This window comes from uncultured Kriegella sp. (assembly GCF_963975415.1).
Classification (GTDB): Bacteria; Bacteroidota; Bacteroidia; order Flavobacteriales; family Flavobacteriaceae; genus Kriegella.
This window is the reverse complement of the sequence record NZ_CAXBGN010000006.1, coordinates 1-18,594: the sequence shown is the minus strand read 5'-3', so window position 1 is coordinate 18,594 and position 18,594 is coordinate 1. Positions and strand designations below refer to the sequence as shown.

Annotated in this window: 13 protein-coding genes; 8 read left to right on the top strand and 5 right to left on the bottom strand. The window is 42.2% G+C overall.

Annotated elements, in window-relative coordinates:
• The first annotated feature begins 56 nt into the window (after positions 1-56).
• The 8 genes from AACZ88_RS14195 (at position 57) to AACZ88_RS14160 (ending at position 12,955) form a co-directional block, all read left to right on the top strand.
• The gene (locus AACZ88_RS14195; RefSeq protein ID WP_339711533.1) at positions 57-1,211 is read left to right on the top strand and encodes a Gfo/Idh/MocA family oxidoreductase; all 1,155 of its coding nucleotides are present in this window, start codon (positions 57-59) and stop codon (positions 1,209-1,211) included.
• Positions 1,212-1,275: 64 nt separating this feature from the next.
• A complete protein-coding gene (locus AACZ88_RS14190; RefSeq protein ID WP_339711532.1) occupies positions 1,276-2,388 on the top strand; it encodes an alcohol dehydrogenase catalytic domain-containing protein in 1,113 nt (370 codons plus the stop codon).
• A 54-nt stretch (positions 2,389-2,442) separates the two neighbouring features.
• Positions 2,443-2,682, top strand: a complete 240-nt coding sequence (locus AACZ88_RS14185) for a DUF1059 domain-containing protein (RefSeq protein ID WP_339711530.1) — start codon at positions 2,443-2,445, stop codon at positions 2,680-2,682.
• 24 nt (positions 2,683-2,706) lie between these two features.
• The gene (locus AACZ88_RS14180) at positions 2,707-3,726 is read left to right on the top strand and encodes an NAD(P)-dependent oxidoreductase (RefSeq protein ID WP_339711529.1); all 1,020 of its coding nucleotides are present in this window, start codon (positions 2,707-2,709) and stop codon (positions 3,724-3,726) included.
• Positions 3,723-4,694, top strand: coding sequence for a Gfo/Idh/MocA family oxidoreductase (locus AACZ88_RS14175; protein WP_339711527.1), 972 nt, complete (start codon positions 3,723-3,725; stop codon positions 4,692-4,694). The genes AACZ88_RS14180 and AACZ88_RS14175 overlap by 4 nt, the downstream gene beginning before the upstream one ends.
• A 41-nt stretch (positions 4,695-4,735) precedes the next feature.
• Positions 4,736-7,888, top strand: coding sequence for a PVC-type heme-binding CxxCH protein (locus AACZ88_RS14170; protein ID WP_339711525.1), 3,153 nt, complete (start codon positions 4,736-4,738; stop codon positions 7,886-7,888).
• A gap of 377 nt (positions 7,889-8,265) precedes the next feature.
• Positions 8,266-11,427, top strand: coding sequence for a TonB-dependent receptor (locus AACZ88_RS14165; protein WP_339711523.1), 3,162 nt, complete (start codon positions 8,266-8,268; stop codon positions 11,425-11,427).
• A 19-nt stretch (positions 11,428-11,446) separates the two neighbouring features.
• Complete coding sequence (locus AACZ88_RS14160; protein ID WP_339711522.1) at positions 11,447-12,955, top strand: RagB/SusD family nutrient uptake outer membrane protein; 1,509 nt, start codon at positions 11,447-11,449, stop codon at positions 12,953-12,955.
• Between the two features lie 123 nt (positions 12,956-13,078).
• Here the strand turns inward: AACZ88_RS14160 and AACZ88_RS14155 are convergent, their stop codons facing one another.
• From AACZ88_RS14155 to AACZ88_RS14135, 5 genes are read right to left on the bottom strand one after another with little or no spacing between them, the layout of a single operon-like run.
• Positions 13,079-14,488 carry a hypothetical protein gene (locus AACZ88_RS14155; RefSeq protein ID WP_339711520.1) on the bottom strand — a complete coding sequence of 470 codons (1,410 nt, stop codon included), beginning with the start codon at positions 14,486-14,488 and terminating at the stop codon, positions 13,079-13,081.
• Positions 14,478-14,699, bottom strand: coding sequence for a hypothetical protein (locus tag AACZ88_RS14150; protein ID WP_339711518.1), 222 nt, complete (start codon positions 14,697-14,699; stop codon positions 14,478-14,480). Before AACZ88_RS14150 ends, AACZ88_RS14155 begins: the two co-directional genes overlap by 11 nt.
• Before the next feature lie 9 nt (positions 14,700-14,708).
• A complete protein-coding gene (locus AACZ88_RS14145) occupies positions 14,709-15,479 on the bottom strand; it encodes a 3-ketoacyl-ACP reductase (RefSeq protein WP_339711516.1) in 771 nt (256 codons plus the stop codon).
• Positions 15,476-16,924, bottom strand: coding sequence for an NADH:flavin oxidoreductase (locus tag AACZ88_RS14140; RefSeq protein WP_339711514.1), 1,449 nt, complete (start codon positions 16,922-16,924; stop codon positions 15,476-15,478). The genes AACZ88_RS14145 and AACZ88_RS14140 overlap by 4 nt, the downstream gene beginning before the upstream one ends.
• Positions 16,925-18,307, bottom strand: coding sequence for a hypothetical protein (locus AACZ88_RS14135; protein ID WP_339711512.1), 1,383 nt, complete (start codon positions 18,305-18,307; stop codon positions 16,925-16,927).
• Positions 18,308-18,594 lie beyond the last annotated feature (287 nt).

Here is an 18,594-nt window from a genome sequence, read left to right as displayed (position 1 = left end):
CCGATCTCTAGATCGGCCCTCATTTAACTTCAACTTATAATAAAAATCAAGTATACATGTCAAGTAAGAAAGAATTACGAATAGGAATGGTAGGATATGGATTTATGGGAAGAACCCATTCCAACGCCTATAGTAGAGTCGGCAATTTTTTTCCTGAACTGGAATATCAACCCGTATTAAAAGCAATTTGCGGTCGTAACCAAGAACGCACACAGGCGTTTGCAGACCAATGGGGTTATGAATCGGTAGAAACCGACTGGAAGAAGTTGATTGCCCGCGATGACATTGATGCCGTAGACATCTGTACCCCGAACAATATGCATGCAGAAATTGCTATTGCCGCAGCGGAAGCCGGAAAGATGGTGTTATGCGAAAAACCTTTGGCTCGCACGGTTGCCGAAGCACAACCTATGGTTGATGCTATCGAAAAAGCCGGTGTACCAAATACCGTTTATTTTAATTATAGAAGGTTACCATCGGTAACCCTTGCCAAGCAACTTATTGATTCCGGTAAATTGGGAAAAATATTCCATTATCGTGCTAATTTCTTGCAAGATTGGACTATCAGCCCTGAGCTTCCCCAAGGAGGCGAAGGACTATGGCGATTAGACAATGACGCAGCAGGTTCTGGCGTAACCGGTGATTTGCTGGCTCACTGTATAGATACCGCAATGTGGTTAAATGGCGGAATAAAAGATGTTTCGGCTATGACCGAAACCTTTATCAAAGAACGAGTTCATACGGGTACCGGAGAAAAACAAGAAGTGACTATTGACGATGCCTGTATGTTTCATTGTCATTTTGATAATGGCTCCCTCGGTCTTTTCGAATCTACCCGTTATGCCAGAGGACACAAAGCTTTATATACCTTTGAAATAAATGGCGAGCATGCTTCTATTAAATGGAACTTGCATGACCTTGCCCGTTTAGAATATTTCGACCATAGGGACGAATCACAAGAAAGAGGATGGCGATCCATTCATGTTACTGACGGCGACCATCCTTATATGGACAAATGGTGGGTACCAGGTCTTTCCATAGGATACGAACATAGTTTTGTCCATCAAATAGCTGACTTCCTTAAGGCGTTGGAAGAAGGCAAACCTTGTTCCCCTACCTTTAAGGAGGCACAAGAAACCCAGAAAGTTTGCGAGGCTGTTTTAAATTCGGCCAAGGACAAAAGTTGGAAAGATACGGGAGTAAATTGGTAAATTTGTTTTCATTGGTCGTATTGACCATAAAAAACAACAATTTAATTTAACAGAAGACAACATAATGAGTGAATCGATAAAGGGCTTTTGCCTTCATACAAACGAAAAAATTTATCCCAATAAAGCCACATCCGTACTCAGCAACTCGGCTGTGGTCGAAATGGAAATACCGGCATTAAAAGAGGGAGAAATTTTAGCAAAAACCCTATATACAGGCATCTGTGGTTCCGATAATAGCGCGACCATAGGAAAAGCCAATTTTGATTGGGTACAACGTCCTCGTGTAATCGGGCACGAATTCAGTGCCGAAGTATTGGAGTTAGGCCCAGGTGACCATGGCGACCTTAAAGTAGGGGATATTTTCACACCTTTGGCGATGCTAGGGTGTAGAGAGGAAGATTGCCCTGCCTGCAGCGTATCTAAATGGAATTTGTGTCCGAAAAAGCAAATCATCGGTTTTCACAGAAACGGTGGTTTCGGTCAACACGTAGTATTAGAGTCAGATCGCGTGGTTCCGTTGATGGACGGCCTTACGCCGGCCCAAGGCGCATTGGTCGAACCTTTATCGATCATCACTAACGCTCTTTATAATAAATGTGACATCAAGCCCGGTCAAGATGTAGTTGTGACCGGCTGTGGCATCATAGGAATGATGTCTGCAGAAGTTGCCCGAGCGGCTGGGGCAAGAGTTGCCGTCACCGGTATTGCCCATGATCGGAATATTCGTTTAAAAAGAGCAAAGGAAAGAGGTTTCATTACGATAGAGGTTTCACCCGAAAACTCATTGAGCACACAATTGCAAAACGGAATTAGTGATGACAATGGTATTCCATTCGGTTCGAACGGAAAAGTAGATTTACTCATAGAATGCTCAGGTGTTCCACCTGTACTCACTGAAGCGATCGGTGTCGTCAAACCTGAAGGTGACATTTGCGTAATCGCTACATACGGTACCGACGTGCAGATAAACGCAACCCATCTTACAAGAACGTCTTTAAATATGAGGGGTTCAATGGGGTCTTGCAGAGCTGATTATATGGCGGCCCAAAAACTTATGGTTACCGGTATTTTTCCTTCTGAACATTACACAGATTATTACGACTTTAAAGATATCAATCAGGCTTTTGAAGATTCCATTAAAGCCAATAATATGAAGGCAGTCGTGAAAATGAATTGAACCGTTCAGTGCACACGCCGTCCCAGTGGGCATGAAGTTTTAAAAATGTAGCTTATGAAAACAATGACCTGTAAACAATTGGGAGGTGCATGCGATATGCAATTTCATGCAAACACTTTTGAAGAAATTGCTGAAATGAGCAAAAAACATGGTATGGAAATGTTCCAAAAAGGAGACGAACCACATCTAAAGGCCATTCATGAGATGCAAGAACTCATGAAATCACCAGTAAGTATGAGTGCTTGGTTTGAAAATAGAAAACAGGCATTTGAAGAACTTGCCGAAAACGAATAAGGAATACTTTAGAAACAAAAAAATATGCACAAAATATTTATTACCGGTGGCACAGGCTGTATCGGCTCGGTAACCATCTACAAACTTTTGCAATCGAAAGAGGTAGAGAAAATAGTAATCGCCACAAGGTCGAATAATGTCGACCCTCTAAAATTATGGCTCGGGGAAGCACTAGACACACGTCTAGAATTTGTTACCCTAGACGTATCTAATTACAAAGAAATAGAAAGGGTTTTATTAGAGGTGAATCCTACCCATATTATTCATTTAGGCGCGTATCAAAGCCCTGATTGTTCACGCGATCACATCGGTGGAATGGAAATAAACACCGGAGGCACTATGGCCCTTTTCGACGCCGCGGAAAAATTATCGAACCTCCAGCGATTTGTATTTGCAAGTTCAGCTGCGGTCTACGGTATGCGTTCGATGTATTCCGAAGACAGTATTCCGGAAAACGTGCCTTTGGCACCACCCAATCATTATGGCATTTGGAAATTGGCCGGTGAACACCTGGCCCGTCTATTTTATGACAATACCAAAGTACCTACCGTTTGTCTAAGATTGAACACTACTTATGGCAAAGGACGCGATAAAGGAAAAACTTCTGCTCCGACCAATGCCTTAAAAGCCATTGTATTGGGCGCTGCAGCTGGAGAATTAATTCCATTTGAAATGCCTTATCAGGGTCGTGAAAATTATCATTTTGTTGAAGATGTGGGCGCCCAATTTGCGGCATGCACGTTACAAGACTACGAAGGCTTTGGTGCATTTAATATACAAGGAGAAACGATTCCTATTACGTCATTTTTAGAAATCATTAAAGAACAGGCAACTGCTTTGGGATTGGGTGACTACGTATCTTTATCTGTGGCCGAGGGTGCCCCGCCGAACCTTTTTGTATGTGACCTGAATCACGAAAAAATAGCAAACACTTTCAAAGATTTGCCTTTGACCGAAATATCCGAAGGAATAAAAAATTCATTACTTGAGTTTAAAGGAATGGCGGAAAAAGACACATTGAAATATTCAACCCCTGCCTCATGAAAACCATAGGAATAGGATTTATAGGTGCAGGTGATATTGCCGATTTGCATGCCGAAGCCATTAATGGACTGCCCGGGGCAAAACTGGTTGGCCTTTGGAACAGAACCTTTGAAAAAGGGGTAAAAAAAGCTGAAAAGTTCGGTTGTAAAACGTACACCACAGTTGACGATTTGCTCAGTGATGCAGAAATAGATGCTGTTTTTATATTAACGAATATGGAAACACATTGCGACTATACCATACAGGTCGCCAAAGCCGGGAAACATATTCTAGTCGAAAAACCGGCGGCTTCGAATATCGCTGAACTGGAAAAGATGCAAGAAGCCATCACTAAGGCAAATGTCAAGTGCATGCCCGTACACAACTACATCTATGAAACAGGTATCAAACGGGCAAAATCTATGATAGAAAGTGGTAAAATTGGTGATGTTGTACAATTCTACATGATGTATAATATTCATCACGCCGACGACATTCGGGCACGTTATCCCGGAGTGATTAGCCAGATATTGACGCACCATAGTTACACCATGCTCTATTTAGCAGGCCAACCTAAAACCATTTCTTGCCTAAAGCATACGGTAGACCCTACTCTGGCACCCCAAGAGAATGTAGCCATGGCAAACATACAAATGCAGAACGGAACTTTAAGTCATCTTTGTGCCAGTTTCGCCAATGATGATCACGCGGGCGACCCTTGGACCTGTATCATTAAGGTTATTGGCACCAAAGGCAGTACGCGCTATAGTTATCGTGATTGGGTCATTAATGATCGCAATGGGGCGCATTCGCAAACCTATCAGTGTTATCCTGAATCGATTAAGAATACGGCAACCCATTTTATAAACAATGTGCTTCGTCAAGATGAAGAACCCTTATCCAGCATTGAAGATGCCATAACATGTCAACGTATTATCGAAGCTTGCGAAAAATCTGTAAAAGAAGGAATTCACGTGAATTTCAGTTAATTATATACAATTAAATTATGAATAGCATTAAAAAAATTAGTGTGGGAAAGATCTTCCTAGTACTTTTCCTAGGGCTCGGAATCTACAGCTGTAGTAAGGAGGAAGACAATACCTTAAAAATAGGCAACAACTCACATATCGTTCTGATTGGCAATAATTTGGCATCACGAATGATAAACTTTGGGCATTTTGAAACTGAAATGCAGCTTCGTTACCCCGATGATTCGTTATACATACGAAATATGGGTGACGGTGGCAATACCCCAGGGTTTAGACCCCATTCTTCGAGAAAATCGCCCTGGGCGTTTCCAGGTGCAGAAAAATTCCATCAGAATGAACTTTCAAATAAATCGGGGAGTGTCGGGCATTTCCCTACCGAAGATGAATGGCTGAGCGAGCTTAAAGCCGATATTATTATCGCATTTTTTGGATATTCCGAATCTTTCGAAGGTCCAGAGGGACTAGATGACTACAAGGGAGAATTACGTGCGTTCATTAAACATACGTTGAGCCAAAAGTACAATGATTCTACAGCGCCACAGCTGGCACTCGTCTCTCCTATCGCTTTCGAAGATCTTTCGGAGAAAATGGATTTACCCAACGGAATAGAGGAAAACAAAAATCTCGCCCTCTACACCGAAGCCATGAAAGAAGTTGCCGCCGAAGAAGGTGTACTTATCGTCGATGCCTTTGAGCCCACTAAAGAATGGTTCGAAACAGAGAATACCGATTTGACCCAAGACGGCTTTCAATTGACCGATCAAGGTTATCAGAAATTTGCGAAATTACTGGCTGACAAAGTTTTTGGTGAAGAGGATGCACATGCTGAAAAAAATCGTCAATTGGTACTTGACGCAGTAAATGAGAAAAACTGGTTTTGGCATAACGATTTCAAAATACCAAACGGGGTTCATGCCTACGGAAGGCGTTATGACCCTTTTGGTCCTGACAATTACCCTTATGAAATCGAAAAAATTCGTCAGATGACCGAAATTAGGGATTCAGCCATTTGGGAAGCATTACAGGGGCAAAAAATGGATCTGGTGGCCGCAGATGCAAAAACCAGAAAGCTGCCTCCCGTAAAAACGAACTATAAGCCAAGTAATAAAAATGGCACACCGGAATATCTATATGGCCAAGAAGCCTTAGATGAAATCAAAGTGGCTCCAGGCTATAAAATTGAACTCTTTGCTTCTGAAGAAGAATTCCCAGATTTGGCGAACCCCGTACAAGTTTCGTTCGACAACAAGGGTAGATTATGGGTAGGTGTGATGCCCAGCTACCCCCATTATAAACCGGGCGATAGCAAACCTAACGACAAACTACTTATTCTTGAAGATACCGATGGCGATAATAAAGCGGACAAGCAGACTATTTTTGCAGACGGACTTCATTTGACCATTGGTTTTGAATTTGCACCAGAAGGCGTCTATGTCTCTCAAGGCACCAACCTTGTTCTTTTAAAAGATACCGATGGTGACGATAAAGCCGATGAAAAAGAGGTCATACTAAGTGGCTTTGACGACCATGATACGCATCATGCGATCAGTGCATTTACTGCTGACCCTTCCGGGGCTATTTATATGGGCGAAGGGGTCTTTTTACACACCAACGTCGAGACAGCTTATGGCCCTGTACGGGGCACTAATGGTGGATTTTACCGCTACAGTCCGCAAAAGCATCACTTAGAACGTACTGCACAACTGTCCATTCCGAACCCTTGGGGAATCGCTTTTGATGATTGGGGCCAAAACTTTTTCGCACATACATCGGGGCCTGATATGACATGGATGATGCCAGGCACTATTAAACCTCGCTATGGACAGGCCTCCCCTCGTCCTGAAAATTTAATTGAAGCCAAACATCGTGTAAGGCCTACTTCAGGACTTGAATTTGTGTCGAGCCGACATTTTCCCGATAATATTCAAGGAGATTTATTAATCAACAATACCATCGGGTTCTTGGGAACAAAAGAGCATACCATGGTAGATGACCCCAACTCCGCCGGATATCTTAGCAAACATCGTCAAGACCTTGTTTTTTCAAGCGACAAAAACTTTAGACCAGTAGACATGGAGTTTGCCCCTGACGGTTCTTTGTATCTTATTGATTGGAGCAATGTACTCATTGGGCACATGCAGCACAATGCACGTGACCCGCTTCGTGATCATGTACATGGCAGGGTATATCGCATCACCTATCCCTCCAAACCGTTGGTGGAACCCGCGAAAATCGTTGATGCAAGTATCGACGAATTATTAGACAATTTAAAACTTCCTGAATACCGAACGAGATACCGTACAAAAAGGGAACTACGGGCACGAGATGCTTCCGAAGTACTATCAAAACTTAAAACTTGGGTTAAAGATCTAGATAAAAATGACCCTGGGTATGAGCACAATCTCCTAGAGGCCTTATGGGTATCTTGGGGATTAAATGAAATTGATGAAGATTTACTCAAACAAGTGCTAACCGCAAAAGATTTCAGGGCCCGTACGGCGGCTGTCGGTGTACTTCGCTTCGCCGGAAACCAAATTCCCGATCAGGCAGAATTGCTTATGCAAGCGGCTAAAGATGACAACCCCAGAGTACGCTTGGAAGCGTTAGTCGCCGCCTCTTGGTTGGGTAAAGATATCGGTATTCCTATTGTGACAGAAGCGGGAAAAAAAGGTTTGGATAAATGGATGGAAAAACCTTACGAAGCGGCCATTGCCCATTTGAATGATCATAATGTTGGCGAAAAGCCAAAAGAAGTAATAGAAAGCGATTTAAAAGGAAAAGACTTAGAGCTTTTGGTTGCAGGGCAAGAGGTGTATGAAAGAGATGGGTATTGCGTCACATGCCATCAACCAGATGGAAAAGGTCTCGAAGCTTCAGGTTTCCCTCCACTTGCAGGTTCGGAATGGGTCACCGGAAGTGAAGAAAGACTTATTAAACTAACTACCAATGGCCTTATGGGACCAATAGTGGTGAATGGAAAAAAATATCCCGGGCAAGTGCCCATGACTCCGTTTGGCAAACTACTCAATGTCGAAGAAACCGCCGCGGTACTAACTTATGTAAGAAATACTTTTGGAAATAAAGCCGGTCCGATTTCTCCGGAAAAAGTAAAAGAAGTTCGTGAGCAGATTAAGGACAAGAGCGGTTTCTATTCTCCTGAAGAGCTATTATTAGAACATCCGATGGGTAAGTAACAATGATGCTCTGTCAATGAGAACCTAACACAATAATACCTTATTGGTTTAGCATTATTAAAGATCAATCACAAAAATAAAAAGGGTTCGGACTTAGAAAGTCCGGACCCTTTCTTTTTCTCCTCATTGTATTAAAGTCACTAGAGAGTCCCATTCCCTAACAACTTTCCCACTCTGATTTGACTACTATCTAAATAGTCGAAAAAATCACCCATTTTAAGTAGTTCTCGAATTATACCTATCAATTCTATGAAATAAGCTATATATGACAAAAAAAACTCATGATTTGATAAATTATAGGTGTACTTGCTGTGGGCATAAGGCTACATTTGAAATGTATCTTACAAAGCTCTACACGTAACTCAAATATTAAAATTATGAACTCAATGTTATTATCTTTTAAGATTAAAAAACGCTATTTCTTATTAGGTCTTCAAATTGTATTCCTTCAGACTTCCTTTGGCGCAAATTCGTCAGTCGACAGGTATATAAACGAGGGCAACGATATAAGATACCTCTTGCCCGACAAGCAAGACCATGTAATTACCGGAACGGTCAATGATCAAAACGGACAACCACTAGCAGGGGCTAGTATTGTTGAAAAGGGAACCACAAATGGAATCACTACTGATTTTGATGGCAATTTCTCCTTGGAAGTCAGTAGTCAAAACGCCGTTCTCGAAATCTCCTATATCGGGTATACGACCAAGGAAGTTCCGGTGGGTGGTCAAAACAGTGTCATCGTTACTCTTGAGGAAAGTGCCGCTGCTCTTGACGAAGTAGTCTTAATCGGTTATGGTACACAGAAAAAAAGTGACTTAACAGGAGCCGTTGGATCTGTTAAGGCAGAAGAACTGGCCGAAAGGCCCGCAGCATCGCTGAATCAAGCGATGGCAGGAAAAGTATCGGGTGTAAACGTAACATCCGGTTCGGGTCGACCCGGCGGAAGAACCGTGGTACGAATTCGTGGTAATACTTCGGTAAGTATTGCCAACACCCCGCTTTACGTTATTGACGGTGTTATTCTAAATGCCACTAGCCTACCTAACGGCAGTACACCCATTGATTATATGAACCCCAACGATATCGAATCGATCGAAGTATTAAAGGATGCATCAGCAACTGCCATTTATGGGGCAAGAGGTGCTAACGGTGTCATACTGGTGTCAACCAAAAAAGGAACCACCTCGGGCGGTACCCGTTTAAATTATGACGTCGATTTTAGCTTGGGAACTTTACCTAAAAAGCTAAATCTCTTAAATTCAGAAGAATTTCTCCTGGTAGAGGAGATAGCTTATGCCAATGCGGAAAAATACGACCCCGCGGGTTGGGCAGGTGGTGCCTACACCGACCCTACCACTAAGCGAACCGACCCCAGACTTTTTGATTCGGACGGTAATCCCTTATATGACACTGACTGGCAAGACGAAGCCATTAGGGCATCATTTACGCAAAACCACCAACTTTCTTTTACCGGTGGAAACCAACAGTCGAATTTCGGTTTGTTTATGGGCTTCCGTGACGAAGAAGGCTTGATCGTAGAATCGTGGTTAAAGCGCTATTCAGGGAGATTTACCTTAGACACCGAAGTTACCGATTGGCTTAAAGTGGGAGGTAGTCTTAGCTACAACGATCAAAATGAAAAGCAAGTTGACCAACTTGGTGGCGGAGGTATTACCACAATGCGCCAGGTATTTGAAGCGCTCCCAATAATACCTGTACGTTATGAAGATGGCAGTTGGGGGTCGAATATCGACTATCCAGGTATGGAAGGTGGAGGGAGTCCGGTTGCCGTTGCCAACGATCGCAGGTATTTTTTAAAAACACAAACGGTTTTAGGAAATTTTTACAGTAACATTTCATTTAACGACAACCTCCAATTAAGAACAACCGTCGGTACCAACATCATCAACCAGCGAAACGATTATTACGGTGGTCGTGATTTAAGGTATATAGCCAGGCCCGATGGTGCTGCCTATGTAGACAATAGCCGTTATAATTCATGGCAATTTGAAAATTACCTGACCTACAATAAAGAGTTTGATGCCGATAACTCGTTAACTGCCATGTTAGGACTTTCTTGGCAACATATCGATGAATTTGGATCCAGGGCATCGACTCGTGGTTTTGCCGATGACTTCTATGGTTTTAACAACTTAGGTGCTGGCTCAAACCCCCAGACGCCAACCTCGAGTAAAATTGCTTATGGCCTCAACTCATATTTTGGGCGCGTCAACTATAGTTATAAAAATAAATATCTCTTGACTCTGACGGGTAGAGCGGATGGATCGTCGAAATTCGGTCCAGAAAACCAATTTGCTTTCTTTCCATCGGCAGCACTTGCATGGCGCGTATCCAATGAAGATTTCCTTTCGCAAAACGAAACGATTTCTAATCTAAAAGTCAGAGCTAGCTACGGAGCCACGGGCAACTCTGAAATACCCGCATACCGCGCATTGGCAGGCCTGTCAAACGGAACCGTAATTTTTAATGGCGATCGCGCGGCATATACTATTCCGGGGCGAATGGCCAATCCCGACCTAAAATGGGAAAAGACCGAACAGGTCGATGCCGGACTTGAATTGGGCTTATTCAATAATCGTATTGCGCTAGAGCTCGATGTGTATCGGAAATTGACGACAGATATGCTTTTAAATGCTCCCGTACCCTCTACAAGTGGTTTCAGCAACGTATTTAGAAATGTGGGCAGTATGGAAAACAAGGGTATAGAAATTAATTTGAACACCATCAATATAGACAACGAACTTTTCGGATGGAGCAGTAATTTTAATATCTCAATAAATAAAAACGAAGTTGTAGCCCTATCGGGAGGTTCCGATATATTCTTGGGATCGACACTGATTCGCGTTGGCGAACCTGTCGGTACCTTCTTTGGGTATATCGACGAGGGCACATGGAACACTGATGAAGCTGATCAGGCAGCCATTTATGACAGATTGCCCGGTGATATCAAGTATCGCGACCTGAACGATGATGGAGCTATCAATAGCGACGACCGCGCCATTATCGGAAAAGGTATTCCCGATGGTTTCGGAACCTTCTCCAACACCCTTCGATATGGAAACCTGGAGCTTTTGGTCGATCTACAGTTTCAATATGGCAACAGCATTATGTATCGTGACGAGCATTCGGCCGAAGATAGGCAAACCATTGCCAACAGCTTTAAGACCGTTTTAAATGCTTGGACACCCGACAACCAAGATACCGATATCGCTCAAATAAGACCAATTGCCGCAGGTTACGACACCAATAACGATTCGGGAAAATTAAAGGATGCTTCCTTTTTAAGGGGAAGGAACCTAATGCTATCCTACGTGTTCGAACCAGAATTGGTCAAGCGTCTGCACCTTAATCGATTAAGAGTATATACTTCGGTACAGAACTTTTTTGTGGTAACTAAATTTCCAGGCTACGATCCAGAGAGTTCAAATGGCGGCGGAACTTTTGACCAAGGATTTTCCCTTTACGATTATCCGAGACCTCGCACCTTTATGCTAGGATTAAATATTGGACTATAATTATATAAAAGATAAAAGAATGAAAATCTATAAAAACTTTATAAGAAGTATAGCGGTTATTACGGCAGTTTCTACCATAACCTCATGCAGTGACTTTTTAAACGAAGAAGACGAGTCTAACTTTACGACCGACACCTACTTCACCAAGGCCGAACATGCTGAAAGTGCGGTCAACGGAATATATGAACCTTTGGTTCCAATTACCAACAGTGGATTTGGAGGTGGCACTTGGATGATGCTAGAATTTGCCACAGGTCTCGCCAATACGGCCTTGGGTCAAGCTACCAATATTTACTTGGTAAAAGATTTGATCAACAATTCCGACAATGGATATGGCAATAGTTTTTGGAATGAATACTATACGGGTATCTCAAGGGCCAATTTGGCAATTGAAAAAATACCGGAAATAAACATGGATGAGACCGAAAAGCAAAATTATTTGGCTGAAGCCAGATTCTTTAGGGCATATTATTATTTCGGTTTGGTACGTATGTTCGGAAACATACCCATTATCACAAGTTCGGTAGACCTGACCTCAGAGCAACTGTACCCCGAACAAGCTCCTGCGGAAGCAGTTTATGACTTAATTGTCAGCGACCTTATCGAGGCGGAGAACTCTACTTTGCCATGGAACGACCCAGCTGGTAGAGTTTCTATGGGAGCAGTGAAAACACTATTGGCCGATGTTTATTTGACTATGGCAGGTTATCCCTTACAAAAGACGGAAAATTATTCTCTTGCAGCAGCCAAAGCCAAAGAGGTTATCGATTCTGGAGCGTTTAGATTATTCGACACCTACTATGAACTGCACGATCCCGCCACTAAAAACACCGGTGAATTTATTTTTATGACGCAATTTGCAGCCAATATCCAATCAGGCAATTGGCAACCGGGCATTTTACCTTACAACCTCGGTATTTCAGCCTATTCCGCTCAAACCGGAGGTATTTTTTCGACACATGAGTTTGCAGATTCATACGAAGAAGGCGATAAAAGAGCCGACGAAAAAGAATTTTATTTTACCAGTTATTCATTAGAGGCCGACAGAAATGACAGTATCAATTTAGGGGCACCTTACATCTTTAAGCTTTTTGATGTAGCGGCCCACGAAGAAAGTGCCCAATCAGATTTAAATTGGCCCATCTACAGGTATGCCGATGTACTGTTAATGTATGCAGAGGCTTTAAACGAAGCCAATAGCGCACCAACAACTGAAGCCTATGCTGCGGTAAACCAAATAAGGCAACGTGCCGAGCTCGCCGATTTATCCGGATTGACACAAGATACCTTTAGAGATGCGGTACGTATTGAAAGAATTCATGAGTTGAGCTTTGAAAACAAAACCTGGTTTGATATGGCACGATGGCGAAAAGCCTACAACCCAGAGACCAACCTATTAGAAGATTTTGTTGGTCACAACTACTCTTACCTTCCCAACAAAGCACTAACGGAAAGAGAACTACTATTTCCTATTCCAACAGCTGAAATGCAAAACAATCCCAATCTAGTACAAAATACGGGATACTAGGCGTACTATTAAAGATAGCTTAGAAATATATTATTTTGAGTTGAGTTAGTTTATAGTGATAATACCCTCCGAAAATAATCGGGGGGTATTTTTTTATGTAGATATGGGTAAAGAAAAAGAGATTTAACTGTTCATTGCCTTTGTTGAACGAATCACTAGTATTTCAAAAACTACGGCTAGCGCCAAAACCGAGAATAGCACAATTTCTGTTTGTAAGATCCAAATTTTACCTGGAACAATCCCCAATTTAGAGAGGATAAAAACAACCAGCACAAAAAGTGTTGCCAGCGGCATCAATTTAGACAATTTCTTTCCGCTAAGAATTCCTACCAAAATCATGGGACCCATCATCGCCGTTCCCGTAAAACTAGTTCGTGCCAAAAGCACCAAATGCTCTGTGCTCACAATAGAAAAGATTAAGGCGAGCAAACCAAAGACCATAATAAAAGTGCGGGTAATAGAAATGGCCTTTTTATCATCTACGTTGAGCAAAGATCTTAATTCAGAGCCCAAAGCGAATATTTGCGAATCTGAGGTAGAAATAGCAGCTGCAATCAAACCGATCAAACCCAAGGCAGCAACGCCAGAGGCCTGATCGTACAACAAAACCTGACCAATAAATTCCTGTGTTGTCGCATCAGGGTAAAGCACTGCCCCGTACATGCCCATGAACATAGTAGGTAGAATCACTAATATGGCAACAACCCCTAGGCCGATTGCCATTTTGCGCAGGGCCTTACTGCTTTTCATAATTACTACTCGAGTTGAAATCTGGGGTTGCGTAAATGGCAACGAGATAATTGCAATGGCCGAAATAATAAAAAATTGGGCAGTAAAAAGACCGTTCGGACCAGGGGTGGACAATAATTCCTCTTTGACCGACGCCACTTTTTCAAACATAGCGGGAATACTTCCGAAGTGGTCGATGCAATTCCAGCCTATAATCCATATCGTCACAAAAAGAAGAATACCTTGTAATGTATCGTTGTACATAATCGCCCTAAGACCGCCCGTTTCACTATAAATAATCATTATTCCGACAATAATTAAACTCCATGCCCACACCGGAATAGCATCGGGAAAAGCGGCATTAAGAAAAATCGAAATTCCGCTTATCTGAACGGCAATATATGGAATCAAAAAAACGACAGCGCCGCCAAAGGCTACATAACCCGCTAATTTCGTTTTGTAGGTCATGGTCATAAGGCCAGACATTCCTTTAAAATCAAGTTTTCGTGCCTTTCTTCTTAATATTTCGCCCACCCGTAGCAGCGCATAGACCATCATGGTATCGGAAACCGCAAGAAAAATCCAAGCTCCAACACCATGTGTTCTGAAAAAGTCAGGCATACCCACTACTGTAAAGGCACTAAACAAGGTAGCCGCAGTTGTAAACAAACCGATGACAAAGCCAATATTACCCCCTCCAAGCAAATAATTTGATGTAGTCTTTTCCTTTAAACGTGTTCGTCTGACCAAAAAAATGAGTATTCCCAGGTAAACTATACTGGCGATAATAAATTTAATCAGCATTTTTTCCCTCTTTATTAACGATTGAAACAAAATAGGCCAATACAACAAAAATGATGCTGACCAATAAACCCATCCACATGGTATAAGGCAGTCCCATAAAAAACGGAGCTGTCTCATTTTCAGGAATTACCAAAGGGGTAAATGTTGCGATAAAAGTGAGCAAGGCGAGACAATCCAATACCCATAACAAAGTGGTTCGTTTTATTTTCATAATTCTATTTTATAATCTTGGAATGGTCAGACCGCCATCGACCATAACAATTTGGCCTGTAGCATAAGGAAAATCACCTTTAATCAATGCAGAGACTGCCCTACCTACATCTTCAGGACGTCCGAGACGAGGTTCAACGGTAAGTCCCTCATCTACTAATTTCTGGTATTTCTCAAGTACTCCCGAAGTCATATCCGTTTCAATGATTCCTGGACGTACTTCATAAACAGGAATTTGATATTCTCCCAACCTAGTTGCAAACAACTTGGTCATCATACTCATTCCAGCTTTAGAAAGACAATATTCCCCCCGGTTTATCGATGCATGCGTAGCGCTCATAGATGATATATTTATAATACACGCCTCAACTTCCCCATTTACCAATTTATTTTCCACAATATGATTGGCAACCGTTTGAGTCAGAAAGAAAGGGCCTTGGAGGTTGATACCCATAACCCGGTTATAGCTTTGTTCGGTCGTCTCAAGAAGGTCGACTCTCGTCGCAGGACCCACCCCGGCATTATTTACCAATACATCCAATCTACCATACACATTCAAAACGGTCTCTAGAATCATTTTACGATCTTCGGCCGACGATACGTCACCTTGACAGTAAACAACTTCAGCACCGAGTCTTTTTAGGTCCTGAATCACATCGTCTACCCTTTCCGGTGATCTCATACCATTAATTGCCAAATTATGGCCCATTCTAGCTAATTCCTTTGCTATTCCCAGACCAATTCCGCGCGAACCACCGGTAATTAAAACATTTTTGGTCATAGCTCGATTCCTTTTTTGTACTCTTTTAAAAGGGCTCCTTCGGGCATCTTTTTATAATAGGAATCCAGAGGAAAACAGCCAGAAATCATACCTATTCTGGGAGCGGTCGTACAATCTGAAAAAGTGCGACATATTTTACCTCTTACCAATGTCTTTCCTTTCAATATATCTTCAGGCATTTCGGGATAACTAAGCACCATTCTTCCTAAACCAACAAAATCAGCCATATCTTTCTCGATTACGGCTTCGGCTACATTTGGCAGCCATTCTTGCAAATAAGAATAGGCCGATCCTACGATAACAAGATTCGGAAACCTCTTTTTTATTTTATGGGTCATGTGTATTTGTCTTGCCACACCAATCAAGGGGTCTTCGGGAGGAAGATATCCGTCAGATGGAGGAAATATGGCTGGTCGCTGAATATGAGGCACGTAATATGGACTTCCAGCCGTAATACATACCATTTCAATACCCAATTGTTCAAAACAAGTCAGAAGTTCGAAAACCTCGGTAAGATCAATACCCGTTCCCGTGGTATCACCGCCAAAAGCTTCTTCATAATTTCCCTCGGTGCGCTCAGGAACACCAATATTGTTTTCATTCTTCTTGTAAGGGACAAAATCGAATGCACTCAGTCGCACCGCAACCGGAATGTTGCTGGTGGCTTTAATACCTTCAACTATAGAAGTTAAAAAACGCATCCTGTTTTTTAAAGAACCGCCATACTTGCCTTCCCGATTTTTTGCACTTAAAAATTCATGTCCTAGATATCCATGGCAATGTTTAACATCGACAAATTGAAACCCAGCCTCTTTGGCAAGACCTGCAGCCTTTACAAAATCTTCCACCAAATCATCTATTTCCTCGTCCGTTAATACCGGATAATCTTTAGGAAGATTAAATTTCTCATCAAGAACCGAATGCCGATAAAGTATTTTGGGTTTTCTCGTTCTGTCAATATCGGGTATTGCAAATCTGCCTGAATGGGTCAATTGCAGCCCCACAAACAAATCATCGGATGTTCCAAATTTCTCTTCATGGGCAGAAACCACGTCATTATATAACTCCTTAAAGGCATCAAGGTTCCCGCTATTAATCATAAGTTGATTCGGATTCGCCCGACCTTCAGGATGTACAGCCACCGCTTCGCAGCCCCACAATAATTTGGCACCACTGATTGCAAAATTATACCATCTTCTCTTCGTATGTTGCGTAGGAAGCCCTTCGACAGTACCATCCCATCCTTCCATAGGAAGAATACAAAATCGATTGCCAATTTCTTGGCCAGATTTTAAAGTGAAAGACCGCCCCAATACAGATTCTGCAGGTTGATTCAAATATTCATGAAAAGGTAATGTAGTTCCAATGGTCGAAAGGTGGTCAACAAAATCTTGAGGAGATTTCAATTGGGCCACTCTAGTAAATCTAGGTTTTGATTTGGCCATTTAAAGTATGATATTTTTAAAAAATGTATAATAATCTGTCCCTGTGCAAATAGTTTTTAAGTAAAATGCCAACTCCCGTGCGTGATAATCTCCCCACATACAGGCTTCCCCATTAGGAATCTTACTCCCCTCAGGTATATGGTCCCAACCGTTAGGACGATGATAAATACTATGTAAGATAAGTCCTTGATGCCCAGCTTTTGAACTGAGGTAAGGTTCGTCGAAAAGGGTATTGGCAATAGTCAAGCCAGCGGACCAATAGGTATCGGCATCCTTAGAATTTTTAAGTCTTAGGTAATTCCCTAGACGTAGAAGGCCTTGGGCACCAATGGCGGCAGCAGAGCTGTCTATCGGTTCATAGTCATTAAATGGATCCGACTTCTCCTTTCGCCAATCCGGTAAATTAAAAAGTCCGGGGGCACCCGTATCCCAATAGGGTATTCCATCTAAGGCACTATTGGCAATATAAAAATCGCAGGTTGCCCGTGCTGCTTTCAAAAAAGTTTCTTCTATATAATCCTTTCCGCCAAGTTCAGCCAGTTCAGGTAAGGCATCCTGATTTTGCAAAAATTCCAATTGTTCGGCAAAACCCAACATGGCCCAGCTCAAACCCCGCGTCCATGTAGAATAGCCGCTATAACCCTGTTGTGTAGAGGGACATCGAAAGTTGCCATCATTGGTATTAAAAACGGCCTCGTGGGCAGTACGACCCCACATATCGTATGTATCTCTGCCTTCCCCATAATAAACCGAATATTTGGCTGTGGCAAGAGCATGCTCATACGCTCTTTTTAGCAAGTTGATCTTATTGTCATTTTCCCCTGAGGAGTAGTGCCTTAGTTGGTGACCTGCAACTAAAATTCTAATTGTACGAATGGTGTCTACAAATAAGGAGTGAGGACCGTTGAAAGAATATATAAATCCACCTCCCTGTATTTTGGTCCAACGCTGCGCTTGTACCGAAGCCGATAATTTAAGGGCTAGAACGCAGTATTCCTTGGTCCAATCATTCCTCGAAATCATCCCCTTATTGTACAATCTCAGTAACGCCCCATAGGTACTTAAGTTATTAAACCCGTGGTCATGTACCCCAAAATGACTGACATGCGGAGTCATTTTATTTTTGATGTTCTCAATACCCAAATCTAAATAATAGGAGTCTTGGGTGGCCTCAAATTGCAATAATTCAGAGCCGTATTGAAACCCCTGTGTCCAATCGGTCCAACTACGTGGTTCATATTTACCATTTACAGTTACTACAGGCGAACCGGAAGTTCCTTTTAAGTGGTTGGTCATGTTCTTTATTTTTTCTCCCGAAAACGACCAAAATCCATTAATCTTATTTAACAAATCTTCAGGTTTGAGTGCTGTGTCTATGTGCATAAATTACAAGGGTTGTAAGTATTCAATTATTATAAAATTACGTTGCGTTATTCGCAAGTAACTCATCGATTTTTTAAATATACGAATAGAAGTCGTTATTTTTTTTCGAATGAAATAAAAAGTAGATTTTTTTTGCTTTCGAGGAGTACTTTTGGCCAATCTGGCCATGACTATGCAAAGTAGTTCGCGCTAATTTGAGTCGAGTGCGATTCACTTCATCCTTTGGGGAGACGGCATAAAAAAAGGGCCCTCCACGTATGTGAAGGGCCCTTCGAGGAAGGCGGCGG

Bases quoted from the DNA above. Each gene is read 5' to 3' on its own strand.
- AACZ88_RS14180 (WP_339711529.1), top strand. From the start codon at position 2,707: ATGCACAAAATATTTATTACCGGTGGCACAGGCTGTATCGGCTCGGTA.
- AACZ88_RS14185 (WP_339711530.1), top strand. From the start codon at position 2,443: ATGAAAACAATGACCTGTAAACAATTGGGAGGTGCATGCGATATGCAA.
- AACZ88_RS14165 (WP_339711523.1), top strand. From the start codon at position 8,266: ATGAACTCAATGTTATTATCTTTTAAGATTAAAAAACGCTATTTCTTA.
- AACZ88_RS14155 (WP_339711520.1), bottom strand. From the start codon at position 14,488: ATGCTGATTAAATTTATTATCGCCAGTATAGTTTACCTGGGAATACTC.
- AACZ88_RS14175 (WP_339711527.1), top strand. From the start codon at position 3,723: ATGAAAACCATAGGAATAGGATTTATAGGTGCAGGTGATATTGCCGAT.
- AACZ88_RS14195 (WP_339711533.1), top strand. From the start codon at position 57: ATGTCAAGTAAGAAAGAATTACGAATAGGAATGGTAGGATATGGATTT.
- AACZ88_RS14190 (WP_339711532.1), top strand. From the start codon at position 1,276: ATGAGTGAATCGATAAAGGGCTTTTGCCTTCATACAAACGAAAAAATT.
- AACZ88_RS14145 (WP_339711516.1), bottom strand. From the start codon at position 15,479: ATGACCAAAAATGTTTTAATTACCGGTGGTTCGCGCGGAATTGGTCTG.
- AACZ88_RS14150 (WP_339711518.1), bottom strand. From the start codon at position 14,699: ATGAAAATAAAACGAACCACTTTGTTATGGGTATTGGATTGTCTCGCC.
- AACZ88_RS14160 (WP_339711522.1), top strand. From the start codon at position 11,447: ATGAAAATCTATAAAAACTTTATAAGAAGTATAGCGGTTATTACGGCA.
- AACZ88_RS14140 (WP_339711514.1), bottom strand. From the start codon at position 16,924: ATGGCCAAATCAAAACCTAGATTTACTAGAGTGGCCCAATTGAAATCT.
- AACZ88_RS14135 (WP_339711512.1), bottom strand. From the start codon at position 18,307: ATGCACATAGACACAGCACTCAAACCTGAAGATTTGTTAAATAAGATT.